General features: G+C 49.6%; 12 protein-coding genes and 1 riboswitch. All 12 genes read left to right on the plus strand.

Going from position 1 to position 14,995, the window contains the following annotated elements; genetic code table 11:
* Nucleotides 1–16 precede the first annotated feature (16 nt).
* The 12 genes from HP399_RS02150 (at nucleotide 17) to HP399_RS02205 (ending at nucleotide 14,943) form a co-directional block, all read left to right on the plus strand.
* Nucleotides 17–1,093 (plus strand): tartrate dehydrogenase, encoded by a 1,077-nt coding sequence (locus tag HP399_RS02150; RefSeq protein WP_173619863.1) that lies wholly within the window; start codon nucleotides 17–19, stop codon nucleotides 1,091–1,093.
* A gap of 20 nt (nucleotides 1,094–1,113) precedes the next feature.
* Entirely contained in the window at nucleotides 1,114–2,538 is a 1,425-nt protein-coding gene (locus HP399_RS02155; protein WP_173619862.1) for an aldehyde dehydrogenase family protein, read from the plus strand.
* Entirely contained in the window at nucleotides 2,535–3,305 is a 771-nt protein-coding gene (locus HP399_RS02160; RefSeq protein WP_173619861.1) for an SDR family oxidoreductase, read from the plus strand. Before HP399_RS02155 ends, HP399_RS02160 begins: the two co-directional genes overlap by 4 nt.
* A 62-nt stretch (nucleotides 3,306–3,367) precedes the next feature.
* Nucleotides 3,368–4,423 carry a TRAP transporter substrate-binding protein gene (locus HP399_RS02165; RefSeq protein WP_173619860.1) on the plus strand — a complete coding sequence of 352 codons (1,056 nt, stop codon included), beginning with the start codon at nucleotides 3,368–3,370 and terminating at the stop codon, nucleotides 4,421–4,423.
* A 64-nt stretch (nucleotides 4,424–4,487) separates the two neighbouring features.
* On the plus strand, nucleotides 4,488–4,955 hold the full coding sequence (locus tag HP399_RS02170) for a TRAP transporter small permease (RefSeq protein ID WP_173619859.1): 468 nt from the start codon (nucleotides 4,488–4,490) through the stop codon (nucleotides 4,953–4,955).
* Between the two features lie 7 nt (nucleotides 4,956–4,962).
* Nucleotides 4,963–6,237 (plus strand): TRAP transporter large permease, encoded by a 1,275-nt coding sequence (locus HP399_RS02175; RefSeq protein ID WP_173619858.1) that lies wholly within the window; start codon nucleotides 4,963–4,965, stop codon nucleotides 6,235–6,237.
* Nucleotides 6,238–6,253: 16 nt separating this feature from the next.
* A complete protein-coding gene (locus HP399_RS02180; RefSeq protein WP_173619857.1) occupies nucleotides 6,254–7,618 on the plus strand; it encodes an FAD-binding oxidoreductase in 1,365 nt (454 codons plus the stop codon).
* A 147-nt stretch (nucleotides 7,619–7,765) separates the two neighbouring features.
* The gene (locus HP399_RS02185) at nucleotides 7,766–9,394 is read left to right on the plus strand and encodes a formate--tetrahydrofolate ligase (RefSeq protein ID WP_173619856.1); all 1,629 of its coding nucleotides are present in this window, start codon (nucleotides 7,766–7,768) and stop codon (nucleotides 9,392–9,394) included.
* A gap of 138 nt (nucleotides 9,395–9,532) precedes the next feature.
* Nucleotides 9,533–9,633: riboswitch (cyclic di-GMP riboswitch) on the plus strand.
* Between the two features lie 72 nt (nucleotides 9,634–9,705).
* Nucleotides 9,706–11,679, plus strand: a complete 1,974-nt coding sequence (locus HP399_RS02190) for a methyl-accepting chemotaxis protein (protein WP_173619855.1) — start codon at nucleotides 9,706–9,708, stop codon at nucleotides 11,677–11,679.
* A gap of 116 nt (nucleotides 11,680–11,795) precedes the next feature.
* A complete protein-coding gene (locus tag HP399_RS02195; RefSeq protein ID WP_173619854.1) occupies nucleotides 11,796–12,653 on the plus strand; it encodes a transporter substrate-binding domain-containing protein in 858 nt (285 codons plus the stop codon).
* A 253-nt stretch (nucleotides 12,654–12,906) separates the two neighbouring features.
* Entirely contained in the window at nucleotides 12,907–14,469 is a 1,563-nt protein-coding gene (locus HP399_RS02200) for a degradosome RNA helicase CshA (protein WP_173619853.1), read from the plus strand.
* Nucleotides 14,470–14,619: 150 nt separating this feature from the next.
* A complete protein-coding gene (locus HP399_RS02205; protein ID WP_173619852.1) occupies nucleotides 14,620–14,943 on the plus strand; it encodes a PepSY domain-containing protein in 324 nt (107 codons plus the stop codon).
* The last annotated feature ends 52 nt before the right edge of the window (nucleotides 14,944–14,995 follow it).

Raw genomic sequence — 14,995 nt, forward strand, 5'->3', positions numbered from 1 at the left:
TTTAGGAGGGAGACTGTTGCTTCACTATTCCATTGCAGTAATTCCAGGAGACGGAATCGGTCCCGAGGTCATGGAAGAAGGCCTGAAGGTGTTGGGAGCCATAGAAGAGAGTCACGGCGGCATTCGGTTTGCTCGTGATGTCATGGATTGGAACTGTAGCTACTATCTCCAACACGGCAAAATGATGCCGGAGAATGGACTCCATATTTTAAAAGACTATGATTTGATTCTACTTGGTGCAATTGGTGCGCCCGAGGTTCCAGACCATGTCTCTGTATGGGAGTTGATCTTGCCGATTCGGCGGGCATTCCAGCAGTATGTGAACCTTCGCCCGGTCAAGCTGCTCAAAGGTCTGGAAAGCCCTCTTCGCTATAAAGGGCATGCCGATCTCGATTTCGTCGTGGTGCGGGAGAATACGGAGGGTGAGTACTCCAATATGGGAGGGCGCATGCACCAGGGGACACCGTACGAAATGGCGGTGCAGAACAACGTATTTACCCGGTACGGCACAGAGCGCATCCTCAAATACGCTTACGCACTGGCGGAAAAACGTTCGAAAAAGAGCGTAACCGCGGCTACGAAGTCCAACGGCATCAACCATTCCATGCCGTTTTGGGATGAGATCGTCAAGGAAGTCAGTCAGGAATACCCAGGTATCCAGACCAATCTGTATCATATCGACGCACTTGCTGCGTATTTCATCACGCGACCAGAAACGTTTGATGTCGTTGTCGCGAGCAACTTGTTTGGGGACATTTTGACCGATCTCGGGGCAGCGATTGTCGGAGGTTTGGGCTTGGCTCCTTCTGCGAACATCAATCCGGAGCGTACGTATCCATCGATGTTTGAGCCCATTCACGGCTCTGCGCCAGATATTGCGGGGAAAGGAATCGCCAATCCAATCGCACAAGTATGGAGCCTCGCCATGATGATGGATCATCTCGATCTGCCAGAGCTCAGTGCTGTCATCATGAACGCTATCGAAAACGTGTTGCAAGATGGCAAGGTGCTCACTCCTGATCTTGGGGGGACGGCGACAACAAAAGAATTGGGAGACGAAATCGTTCGCCACATCTATCAAACAACGAGATAAATATAAGGGAGGAAGAGGACATGGAAGCGAGATCGTATGATTTGTACATCGGCGGAGAATGGGTGAAAACAGAGAGCTACATTCCCGTCCTTCACAAGTACTCGGGCGAGTGCATCGCGAGTATTTCCAAGGCCTGTCAGCACCATGTAACAGAAGCGGTGGAAGCTGCGTGGGAGACGTTTAAGGCAGATAAATTGACTCCTTTTCAACGATACAAAATCTTGCTGAAAGCCTCTGAGCTAATGGAGGAACGCCGGGATGAGATGGAGCGATCCTTGATTCGCGAAGTGGGCAAAACGCGCAAGGACGCGATGAATGAGCTGGATCGGACGATCAATACACTGCGCTTGTCGGCAGAGGAAGCCAAGAAAATTCACGGGGAAATGATTCCGCTGCAAGCAACAGAAGGCTCGGAAAACCGTCTGGGCTTTACCATTCGGGTGCCAAAGGGAGTAATCGGTGCCATTACGCCGTTTAACTATCCCTTGCTGCTCAGCACGCACAAGATCGCGCCAGCGCTTGCCGCAGGAAATACACTGGTGGTTAAGCCAGCTACAGTCACGCCTATCGCAACCTTTCTGTTGGTGGAGATTCTGGAGGAAGCAGGCCTGCCAAAAGGCTATGTAAATATCGTGACAGGGGCAGGCAGTCAGGTAGGGGAATGGCTGCTCGATGAAGAGCGCATCGCCATGTACACCTTTACCGGGTCAGGAGAAGTCGGTCGCCGCATCAAGGAGCGAAGTGGCATGCGTCCCGTTGCGCTGGAGCTGGGCAACAACTCTCCCAATATCGTTCACCTCGATGCAGATTTGGAGCTGGCAGCCCGTCAAACAGCCGCCCGCAGCTTTCACAATGCTGGTCAAGCATGCATTGCTGTCCAGCGCATTTACGTGCATGAATCGGTTATGCAGACGTTCAGTGACTTGTATATCTCGCATGTCCATCAATTGAAGGTAGGGAACCCGGAAGATCCGGAGACGGATGTCGGCCCAATGATCAGTGAAAAAGAGGCGAGCCGTACAGAGGAATGGGTACAGGAAGCGATTAGCCAAGGGGCAAGATCGCTCATGCCTGTCAAACGGGAAGGGGCACTCTTCTATCCCGCTGTGTTGGTGGATACAAGACCAGAGATGAAGGTGGTTTGCCGGGAAGTGTTCGCGCCTGTCGTTACGATCATTCCGTACAGTGACCTTGAAGATGCTTTTACACAAGCGAATGATTCGGAGTACGGCTTGCAGGCGGGGATTTTTACCCGTGATTTGAACGTCGCAATGAAAGCAGCACGCGTGCTGGAGTACGGTGGCGTGGTGATCAACGACGTATCGACCTATCGCAATGACGTCATGCCTTACGGCGGAATCAAAAACAGCGGACTGGGCAAGGAAGGTCCGCGTTACGCAGTCGAAGAGATGACAGAAGAGCGAATGGTGGTGATCAACCTATGAGCGGGCAACTTTTGCAAGGAAAAACGGCGATTGTAACAGGGGCCGCGTCAGGAATGGGCAAGGCCATTGCGAAGCTTTTTGCGGACGAGGGAGCCAACGTCATCCTGGCTGATTTGAACAAAGAGGCGGCAGTAGTGGTCGCTCAAGAGCTGCCACAAGGAAAAGGTCATGCGGTGCAAACGGATGTGGCAGACGATACGAGCGTCGCTGCACTCGTGAAGGAAACGCTCGAAACATACGGCTCGATCGATGTCCTGGTCAACTGCGCGGGTGTTCCCCAAGCGTTTACACCCATTGAGGAGCTGACCTTGGAGCAGTGGGATCGCATCATGTCTGTGAACACGAAGTCGATCTTTTTGACGACAAGGCATGCGGTTCCCTACATGAAGGAGAAGGGGAAAGGCAGCATCATCAATATCGCTTCGATTGCTGGGATCAGAGCCCGTCCGGGGCTGAATGCGTACTGCGCGTCCAAAGGGGCCGCTATCATGTTGAGCAAAGCACTGGCGATTGAGCTCGCTCCTTTTCAAATCCGGGTCAATGTCATCAATCCAGGGCCGGCAGAGACACCGATGCTGGGTAAGTTTATCAATGGAGATGAAGCGGAAGTAGAGGCCGGGAAAAAAGATATTTTCATCAGCAGTGTTCCATTGGGCATGTTGATTCAGCCGGAGGATATCGCGCAGGCGGCTCTCTATTTGGCTTCTGATCTATCCAAAATTGTCACGGGCGAGGTCATGAATGTAGACGGTGGAAGAGGGATCTAGTAAAATGAACTAAATTTTCATATTATTTAAAAAACAAAAGAATCAACAGGGGGTACTATCGCATGTTTCGGAAGAAGGGGAGCTTCGTGCTAGCGAGCATCATGTCTGTGTCTTTATTTCTGGCGGCGTGCGGAGGAGGAGGCGGTCAACAGACTGCTCCGCCTGCGGGACAAGCTGGGGGGACTGAAGCGCCGAAAAGTGAAGGCCAAAGCTATGTATTCAAAGCAGGGCATTCACTGACGGAAGATCATCCATACCATTTGGCATTGAAAAAAATGGCTGAGGATGTCGACAAGCGCTCGAACGGAAAAGTGAAAATCGAGGTGTATCCGCTGAGCCAGCTAGGAGCGGAGCGTGAATTGACAGAGGCGCTGACCTTTGGAACGGCGGATATGTCGATTACCTCGACTGCGCCCGTAATGAACTTCCATCCGAAGCTGGGCGTGCTTGATCTCCCGTTCTTGTTTGATAGCCGTGAGCAGGCGTACAAGGTACTCGACGGACAAGTCGGGCAGGACATCCTCAAGGATTTGGAAAACGCCAATCTGGTCGGGCTGGCTTGGGCTGAAAACGGCTTCCGCCATATTACGAACGGTTCGAAGGTGATCAAGAAGCCGGAAGATGTGGCAGGGTTGAAGATACGCACGCAGGAAAACCCGATTCATCTGGCTGCATTCGAAGCATTGGGAGCGAAGCCGACCCCAATGGCTTGGACAGAGGCGCTGACGGCGCTGCAACAAGGAGTCGTCGATGCCCAGGAAAATCCGGCGATTGTCGCACAGACCTACAAGCTATATGAATCTAAGCAAACACAAATGGCCTTGACCGGGCATGTCTACTCAGCGGCGATGATCTTGTTCAGCAAGCCTGTATGGGATAAGCTCCCGGCAGATGTCCAGCAACTTCTTGCCGAGGAAGCAAAAAAAGCAGGTCAGTACGAGCGCGAGTTGATGATCAAGATGGAAGAAGAGGCCATTTCCAATATTAAAGCAAAAGGTGTAGTCATTACCGAGGATGTTGATAAGCAAGCTTTCCGCGATGTGATGAAGCCTGTCTATGACAAATTTTCCGGGCAGTTTGGCAAAGAGCTGGTGGATCAAATTGTAAATACAAAATAAACGGCAGAAGGGAGATGAGCCACTCTGGCTTTTCTCCCCTTTTTCCTGCGAAAGGAGATTGTGTGTGGGCAACCTTGTTTCCAAAATAAACAGCATCCTTCGTTTTTTCATCATTGCCCTTCTGGCTATTATGGTGATCGCTGTCTTCTTGCAGGTGCTTTTCCGTTTTTTGCTCGACCAGCCCTTGGCATGGACGGAGGAATTGGCTCGGTATTTGCTAATCTGGATCACGTTTCTGGGATCAGCGTACGCGATGTCGATCAAAGCACACATCGGTACAGAATACATTCAAAAGTACTTGTCGCCTCGCATGAACAAGGTGGTGCTGGTTATTGCCGCTTTGTGTAGTCTGCTTTTCTTTCTCGTCATGGTTCAGCAAGGCTACTTGTTATCTACGAGAAGCATGACGCAAACCTCACCCACTCTGCTCGTTCCCATGGGCTATGTATACATGGTGATTCCGGTCAGCGGTGCCTTACTCATCATGAACGTGATCCATGTGACATGGAAAGACATTACCGGGAAGGAGTGACCAGATTGTGGGTACGATTTTGTTTGTAACACTGTTGGTGCTCCTGATCCTGAACGTACCGATTGGGGTGGCACTGGGGTTATCTGTCGTTGTCGTGTTTATGCTGGAGGGAAACATCCCTCTTCTGGTTGTCATTCAGAAGATGTTCAACGGGACAGATTCCTTCCCACTGATGGCGATCCCGTTCTTCCTCTTGGCAGGAAAGCTGATGGAAACAGGCGGAATCTCGGCTAGGCTGATTCGTTTTGCGAATACGATTGTCGGGAACCTTCCGGGAGGATTGGCAATCGTGGCGGTCATGGGTTGTACTTTTTTTGCAGCGATATCGGGTTCTTCTGCTGCGACAACGGCAGCCGTAGGGGGAATTTTGATCCCGCACATGGTCAAAAAAGGGTATAATGTCCGGTTTTCTGCGGCTTTGCATGCAACAGGGGGAACGATCGGTGTCATGATTCCTCCAAGCGTGCCAATGGTTTTGTACGGGGTAGCAGCGAGTGCCTCGATTAGCGACTTGTTTATTGCCGGGATCGGGCCGGGTATTCTTGTAGCGATCTCGCTGATCCTGTACTCGTATTGGATCAGTAAGAAAAACGGCTGGGGTGGCGGAGAGAAGCATACGTCTAAAGAGATCTGGGAGGCATTCAAGGACGCCATTTTGGCGATCCTCATGCCGATCATTATTCTTGGCGGTATATACGGGGCCATCTTTACTCCAACAGAAGCAGCGGTTGTAGCCGTGATTTACGGTCTGGTTGTCGGGCTTTTCGTCTACCGGGAGATCAAGTGGAAGGACCTGGGGGAAATATTCGCGGGCTCTGCCAGCATGACAGCGGTCATCATGCTTATTATTGCGACCGCCAATGCATTTGGTTATCTGATGACGAGGGAAAACATCCCGCAGGAAATTGCACAATTCATGCTGGGGATTACCGACAGCACGATCATTACGTTGCTCATTATTAACATCTTACTGCTCATTTTGGGGACGTTCATGGAAACGGCGGTTACGATCATTCTCCTGACACCGATCCTGCTGCCGATCACGAATTCTTTGGGCATTGATCCGGTGCTATTCGGGGTGATCATGGTCGTCAACTCCGCGATCGGTATGCTGACTCCACCTGTTGGGATCAATTTGTTGGTAGCAGGAAATATTGCGAAGCTCCAGAATACGGAGATTGAGCAAGCGGTGATCCCGTTTTTGGTCATCATGATCGTCGACTTGATGCTCATCACTTACATTCCTGAAATCAGCTTATTCCTTGTTAACTTGAGCAAGTAACGGAGGGGGAACCAACGTGGATTACAAGCAAGCGTTAGTGGGACTGCTGGGGGAAGAACGAGTATCGACCAATCCCACTGTACTGGAGCACCACAGCCATGATGAATCGTACCATACCCCGCATCTTCCGGAAGTGGTCGTGTTCCCGCAGACGGCAGAGGAAGTCAGTCAAATCATGAAGCTGGCCAACGAAAAGCGCATTGCGGTAACGCCGTTTGGCATGGGGACCAGTCTGGAAGGCCACGCGATTCCTTATGCGGGCGGTATTAGTATGGATTTTTCCTTGATGAACCAAGTGCTGGAGGTGCGACCGAAGGATTTCCTTGTGAGAGTCCAGCCCGGTGTGACGCGCACCCAGCTCAATAAAGAATTGAAAAAGCACGGATTGTTTTTCTCCGTCGATCCTGGCGCGGACGCGACTTTGGGTGGGATGGCTGCTACAAACGCCAGTGGAACAACCTCTGTCCGCTATGGCGTAATGCGTGATCAGGTGCGCGATCTGGAAGTGGTGACGGCGGACGGACGTATCATCCGTACAGGGAGCATGACAGCCAAATCCTCCTCAGGCTACCATCTTTCGGGGCTGTTTGTGGGGTCGGAGGGAACGCTTGGTGTATTCACAGAGCTGACCTTGCGTGTTTACGGCATCCCTGAGGCGACAACGGCGGCACGTGCCAGCTTCCCTTCCGTGCAGGATGCCGTCGATACCGTCGTGGATATTCTCGGAGCGGGTATTCAAGTAGCGCGAATCGAGCTGGTTGATGAACGTTCCATCCAACAAGTGAATCTGTACAAAGAAACGAGCTACCCGGAAGCGCCGACGCTGTTTATCGAGTTCCACGGCAGTGAACAAGGGCTCGCGTATGATATCGACTTTGCGCAGAACATCGCCGATGGACATGGCTGCACGCAGTTTCTTTTTGAAACTGATTCAAAGGCGCGGACGCAGCTCTGGGATGCTCGTCATAACCTAGCGTATGCCTTCCTGCACAAATCCCCCGGGAAAAAGCTGATGGTGACAGATGTTTGCTTGCCGATTTCCGAGCTGGCAGGAGCAGTTGTGGACGCGCGGCAAGCCATTGATCGAGCTGGGCTGGATGGAGCGATTGCAGGCCATGTCGGGGATGGGAACTATCACGCTATCCTGATGATCGACCTGAATGACTCCGAAGAAGTGGCGCGTGCCGAGGAAGTAAATGCCCATCTGGTGGAATACGCATTGAGTCGGGGAGGAACCTGCACTGGAGAGCATGGTGTGGGTGTGGGGAAAATCAAATACCAGCGCAAGGAACACGGAGAAGCACTGGACGTTATGAAAGCCATGAAGCATGTGCTGGACCCGAACGGTATTTTGAATCCGGGAAAAATTTTCGAGAAATAACAGAGAGCCTGCATTCTGAACGTTTGTCAGAATGTGGGCTTTTTCTTTTGCGTAATGTGTCGAAGAGGAGAGGAGAAAAAGGAAAAATGCAGAATGTAGAAGATTGGTAACTGGTGCATTACATTCTGGTGTGGCAGGGAGGCAAGCATGAAGTCTATTGTTGAAATTGCCAAGATTGCAGGTATCGAAGAACAGCATTTGGAGCTATACGGAAAGTATAAGGCCAAACTATCAGATGAGCTATGGGAGCAAGTGAAGGATCGCCCTGATGGCAAACTGATTCTTGTTACAGCGATGAACCCTAACCCGGCGGGAGCAGGCAAGACGCTTACGACGATTGGTCTGTCACAAGCATTAAATTATCTCGGGAAGAAAACAATTGCAGCGCTTCGCGAGCCGTCCTTGGGTCCTTGCATGGGGATCAAAGGAGGCGCAACCGGAAGTGGCCAAGCACAAATTCTCCCGGCTGATGAAATTAACCTGCATTTTACAGGGGACATTCATGCGATTACAGCTGCTCATAACTTGTTGGCAGCGATGATCGACAATCATATTTTCCATGGCAATTCGCGTGGGCTCAATCCAAAGAAAATCGTCTGGAAACGGGCAATGGACATGAACGACCGCGCACTGCGTAACATCGTTGTTGGTCTGGGTGACGGCAATGGAATGACGCGTGAGGATGGCTTCATGATTACGACCGCGTCGGAAATCATGGCGATTTTATGCTTGAGTGAGAATCTAACAGACTTGCGCGAGCGGTTGAACCATATCATTATTGGCTACGATTTTGATGATCAGCCAGTACGGGCAGAAGAAATCAACGCGGTCGATGCGATGTGCGTTCTCTTGAAGGAAGCGATCAAGCCCAATCTCGTACAGACAATCGAGGGAACTCCGGTCATTATTCACGGCGGGCCTTTTGCCAATATCGCGCATGGGTGCAGCAGCGTGATTGGAACCAAGACGGCCTTGAAACTGGCGGATTACGTCGTAACAGAGGCGGGCTTTGGTGCGGATCTGGGAGCAGAGAAGTTTTTTGACATCAAGTGTAGAAAAGCAGGCCTGACTCCATCGGCTGCTGTCGTGGTCATTACGGTTCGTTCGTTGAAATACAACGGCGGGGTAAAAGTACCTGACCTCGCAGTGGAGAATTTGTCTGCTCTGGAAAAAGGCTTCGAAAACGTCAAGCGCCATCTGGAAAACCTGCAGAAGTTCGGTGTGCCAGCAGTGGTGGCCATCAATCATTTTGCGACGGATACCCAAGCAGAGGTCGATGCTGTAATTGCGCTGTGTCAAGCGGCCGGAGCCGAAGCGGCGCTGTCCAAAGTATGGGCAGAAGGAGGAGCAGGCGGTGTTGAGCTGGCAGAAAAAGTGACCCGTGCAGCAGAGCGTCCTTCATCCTTCCGATTCTTGTATGAAGAAGACCTCAGCATAAAAGACAAGATTGAGACAGTCGTGAAAGAAGTATACCGTGGATCAGGGGTTGTCTTTTCGCCGCTTGCATTGAAAACGATGCAAAAGGTAGAAGAAATGGGCATGTCCCATCTGCCTGTGTGCATGGCGAAAACACCGTACTCCTTTACGGATCGCGCTGATCTGTTGGGGGCACCTGTTGACTTCACGATTCAAGTGAGCGAAGTGCGCATATCAGCAGGAGCTGGTTTTATCGTCGCACTGACCGGAAGCTTGGTTACGATGCCAGGCCTCCCGAAAAAGCCGGCTGCGGAATCGTTATATGTAGACGAGGATGGGCAAGTGATCGGATTAAGCTAATCAAAAAAGTTTGACAAAAAGCTGACAACTGTAAAAGGTTGTCAGCTTTTTTTCCATTTCGAGGTTTATTGGCGGAAAGTTATGGGAAATGAAAGGTGAGATTAAAAAAATATGGACCTTAATTGAAAAAACAACAAGGAATGACAAAGGCAAACCTGCTGAAAGGCAGGGACGCAAAGCCACGGGTCTAAGGACGGAAGTCAAATGACTTTCGCAGCTAGGACAGCCGGGTTGCCATACCGTAGTCATGATGGACTGTCGGTGGGCAGTCTTTTTTTTGTTGAAAAAAGAGAAGGGAGAAGTGATTCGGTATGAAAAATAGTTTGAAGAATAAGCTAATTATCGTTTTGTGCCTGCTGTTGGTTATTAGTTTGGGTACGGTTTGCGGTGCAAGCTATTGGAGTGCTTCCAATCTTTTAGCAGACAGTCTGGACAAAGAAGCTGAGTTGTCAGCTAGCAATCTCTCGATTCGTATCGATGGTTTCTTTCAAGAAAAAATTGAGATTGTAAGTACGATCGGAGGGTTGATGTCGGCTGATCAAAATGTCGAATTCGACCTGAAACTCATTCAAGAAGCCCAAAAGAAAAACCCCGAGTTTGAGACGTTCTTCTTTTCGCATGACTTAAGTGGTAAGAAAGTGATCAATTTCATGGGAGAAGTGACCGACATCTCGGATCGTCCGCATATTAAGGAAGCTAGTAAAGGGGAAGGGAAGGTTGTTGTCTCCGAGCCAGTCATTTCGAAGCGGACAGGGAATAACATCGTGACCCTTGTCGTTCCATTGATGAAGGACAATCGTCAATACGGTTATATCGGTTCTACTATTCCTATCAATGAAATCCAAAAAAAGGTGTCCGAGGAGAAATTTGGAGAATTTGGCTACGCCTTTTTAGTAAGCAAAACAGGAACATTTATTTATCATCCGAATAGCGAGTACATTCTGAAGGAATCGATTCTCGACTTGGGGATTCTTGAGCTTCAGACTGCTTTCGAAGATATCAAGCAAGGGAATCATGGAATCGCCCAATATATATACGAGAATACAGAGCGATTTGCTTCCTATTCTCCTACCAGTTTGAACTGGGGCGTATACATCACTGCACCTGTAGCGGAGCTGCATGCGCCTGTCGATCAACTGTCAGTCCGATTGATGGTTATTTCCCTCATCGTGTTGGCAATTGGGGTTGTCCTCGTTTATTTCTTAGCTGTACGCATGGTGAAACCAATTGAGCGTCTGAATCACGCAGTAAATGTAGTGGCGCAGGGGAACTTGAGAGAGACCGTAACGGTTGATGGAAAAGACGAGATTGCCGTTCTGTCCCGTGACTTTAACCAGACCGTATCGCACTTGAAAAATTTGATCGAAGACGTATCTCTGTCATCTGATCAAGTACAGCAGTTTAGTCAGGAAGTATCCGAAGGCATTAAACAAGCGACGGAAAACATCAACCAAATCGGTTTGTCTATTGCACAGATTTCTGAGGGAGCAGAGGCGCAAGCCACCAGTTCGCAGGATGTCGCGTTGTCTATGAATGACATGGCAGCAGGCATCGTGAAAATCGCGGAGACGTCTGCATATGTTTCAGAGGCTGCCCAGATAGCAACAGAGCAGGCAGAACAAGGAACTGCTGTGGTAGAGCAGGCAGTTCTCCAGATGGGAAGCATTGGCGAGGGAACATCGAAGGCGACAGTAGCCATCGAGCAGCTCAACAATCGTTCCAAAGAAATCGAAGGCATTCTCGATACGATCAGTCAGTTGACCTCGCAAATCAATCTGCTTGCCTTGAACGCTTCGATTGAGGCAGCACGTGCCGGCGAGCATGGACGTGGGTTTGCTGTCGTTGCCGGAGAGGTGAAAAAGCTGGCGAACCAATCCGAAGAATCCGCATCCAAAATCGCAATGCTGATCGGGGAAATCCAACAGGATACTCGTCACGCGGTAGAGGTCATGACCGCGGGCAACCAAAACGCACAGCATGGTATCCAACTGGTTGAAGAGGTTCGTGAAATCTTCGGGCATATTTTGGAATCTTCCCGTAACGTTGCCGCGCACATTTTGGAAGTATCCGCAGCATCTGAACAAATGTCAGCAGGCTCCCAACAGGTGAGTGCTTCTGTAGATGAAATGCATAACATTGCGAAACATGCTTCACTCGACGCGCAAACGGTGGCAAAGGCAACCGAAGAGCAGCTTCAAGCCATCCAGGAAATTGGCCAGTCTGTCGAGCGTTTGAACGCAGTGGCAGAAGAATTACAGCAAGGAATCGGCAGGTTTACTGTGTAGGAGGCAGCTCAACAGGTTGTAAGTCCTCTTTCTTTGAAAGGGGGGATGCCATTAAGGATGATGGAGTTTGTTTCTGATCACTAAATTCATTACCGTTTAACAGGAGGAGAAACCAGATGAAAAAATTTACAAAAACAATCTTGGCGAGCACACTCGCTGCAACTATGCTCATGACTTCAGGAACAGGTGCTTTTGCCGCAACTGCGGTTAAGCCTGTCCCAACCGTAGCTGCTGAAGCTGCTAAAAAACCGCAAGCGAAGAAGTTTGAGTCTCGTTTGGACGAAATCATTGCGAGAGGCTACATCCTCGTAGGTACTCCAGGTGACTACAAACCGTTTACATATTTGAATCCAAAAACAAACGAATTCGAAGGTTACGATATCGACGCGATGAAAGAATTCGCAAAAAGCCTGGGAGTAGAGGCGCGTTTTGTCCAAACGTCTTGGCCGAAACTGATGGACGATCTCTTGGCAAATAAATTCGATATTGCTGTCGGAGGCGTAACGCGCAACACAGATCGTCAGAAAAAAGCACACATGAGCGATCCTTACATTCAGTTCGGTAAAGCTCCACTCATCCGCAAAGAAGACAAGGACAAGTACAAGACTGTAGCAGACATCAACAAGCCAGAGGTGCGCATTGGTGTGAATCCAGGTGGCACTAACGAAAAATTCGTTCGTGAGCATCTGACAAAAGCAACTGTAACGGTTGAACAAAACAACCTCGATATTCCTGGTCTGGTAGCGAGCGGTAAGTACGATGTAATGATCACAGATACGCTGGAAGCAATTGTGTATTCCAAAGCAGATTCCCGCCTGTATCCAGCTCTGACCGACAATCCGTTCACGAAGAGTGAAAAAGCGTACATGATCCATCGTGGAGACACTATCTTCGCTAACTACCTGGATCTGTGGATGGACGAGATGAAACTTCAAGGAATGTTTGATGAGCTTTACAACAAATGGGTAAAATAATCCGATAACAGACAAGCAGCCTGATTCTGGGCTGCTTTGTTATTTTTAAAAAACGGTAGCATCACAAAATCAGGCAATTTGGGTATATATGCAGTTTGCTTTTTCAGTCATTGCATGGTACGATTACAGCTATGTTCTTTAGGGTGCTACGTACAATCGGGGATAAAAGGGCATGTTCCGGATCGTAAGGAATAGTGCCCTTTTTTTTGAGAATTTTATAGATGAAGGTATTGATAAAGGAGACTGACATTCATTGGCGACTTTTAATGATTTTGGCTTACATCACTCCATTGTTAGAGCGTTGAGCAACATGGGCTTCGAAGAGGCTACAGCGATTCAGGATCAAACGGTTCCTGTAGCACTGCAAGGTCGTGACCTGATCGGTCAGGCACAAACAGGTACTGGTAAAACGGCTGCATTCGGTATTCCATTGATTGAACGCTTGGATGAAACAAGCGGAAATATTCAAGGGGTTGTTTTGACTCCAACACGTGAGCTGGCTGTTCAGGTTGCAGAAGAGATTAATAAAATTGCCCAATTTAAAAACATCTCTGCACTGCCAATCTATGGTGGTCAAGACATCACGCGTCAAATCAAAGCGTTGAAAAAACGTCCACAAATCATCGTAGCAACACCTGGTCGTTTCATGGACCACATGAGAAGAAAAACCATTCGTCTGGATGCCATTGAGGTTGTTATTTTGGACGAAGCGGATGAAATGCTGAACATGGGTTTCATCGACGACATCAAGGAAATCTTGAAAGAGGTTCCAGACAATCGTCAAACGCTGTTGTTCTCTGCTACGATGCCGAGAGCGATCCAGGAAATTGCACAACAGTTCATGAACGAACCAACCATTATTCAAGTGAAAGCAAAAGAAGTAACCGTGCCAAACATTGCACAGGAATACATGGAAGTAGCTGAAAAGCAGAAGTTCGATGTACTGTGCCGTTTGCTGGATATTCACTCCCCTGAGCTGGCTATCATTTTCGGTAGAACCAAGCGCAGAGTTGATGAGCTGTCCGAAGCCCTGACCAAGCGTGGTTATGGTGCAGAAGGTATCCACGGTGACTTGAATCAAGCGAAACGCGACAGCGTGCTCCGCAAGTTCAAGGAAGGTACGATCGAAGTGCTGGTAGCGACTGACGTGGCTGCACGTGGCTTGGACATCAGTGGTGTAACGCATGTATTTAACTTTGATATTCCACAAGACTCCGAGAGCTACGTTCACCGTATCGGTAGAACGGGACGTGCTGGTAAAACAGGTCTGGCAATCACGTTTGTGACTTCCCGTGAAATCGACCATCTGCGTCTGATTGAGCGTACAACGAACCGTCGCATGGAGCGCCGTGCGGTTCCTTCGATGGCTGAGGCTTTGGAAGGTCAACAAAAGATGACAGTAGACAAAATTCTCGAAGCATCTGGAAGAGACGATCTGTCTCCTTATAAAACGCTGGCAGAGCAATTGCTGGAGGATGTCGATTCCGTAACACTCGTATCCGCAGCACTCAAGCTGTTGACCAAAGAGCCAGATATGACTCCTGTTCGCCTAACAGAAGAGGCTCCTCTTCGTGTAGGTAAGAAAAAGCTACCTCCAAAAGGAAAAGGTGGCTTCGGTTCCGGTTCCGGTTTTGGTGGAAAGCGTCCATCTCGCCCACGCAATGGCGACTCTCGTCCACGCAGTGGTGACTCTCGTCCACGCAGTGGTGACTCTCGTCCGCGCAGTGGTGACTCTCGTCCACGCAGTGGTGATTCTCGTCCACGCAGCGGTGACTCCCGTCCACGCAGTGGCGAATCTCGTTCACCACGCAGCTAAGAATCGAGCGGTATTGTAAGCAAAGACTGGTGTGCACTTGTGCGCATCGGTCTTTTTTTCATGTTGACCTGCCTGCGAATATTTAGGGGGATCCGTGACAAACTAGGAGTGTTTTGGCACGGATTTTTCGCGCAGGGAGAGAGTGCACGCATGAGGAAAACAGCCATTGGAAAGTGGGCTGGTATTTGGCTCGCCGTATTGGGTGGGGGGATGTCGGTTCATGCAACTGGACATTCCCTTGATCAGGCGAAGGAGATTTCTGCGATTATCGAGCCAACAGACATTACCAAGGAGGACGCTATACGAATCGCCTTGCAGCAGGTAAAAGGGCGGGTTGTCCATGTTGAATTGGAAAAAGACGAAGGTGTTCCCGTGTATGAAATTATTATTCTCACCGAGCAAAATCAGGTGTTTGAGATCGATGTCGATGTGAAGACTGGAAAAGTGATCAAGGTTGAATCGGATAATTTGTAAGGAGAAGGCTTCTGCAACTGGGCAGAGGTCTTTTTCCTATGGGCAATTAAGT

Origin of the sequence: Brevibacillus sp. DP1.3A (assembly GCF_013284245.2) — a bacterium.
Taxonomy (GTDB): domain Bacteria; phylum Bacillota; class Bacilli; order Brevibacillales; family Brevibacillaceae; genus Brevibacillus.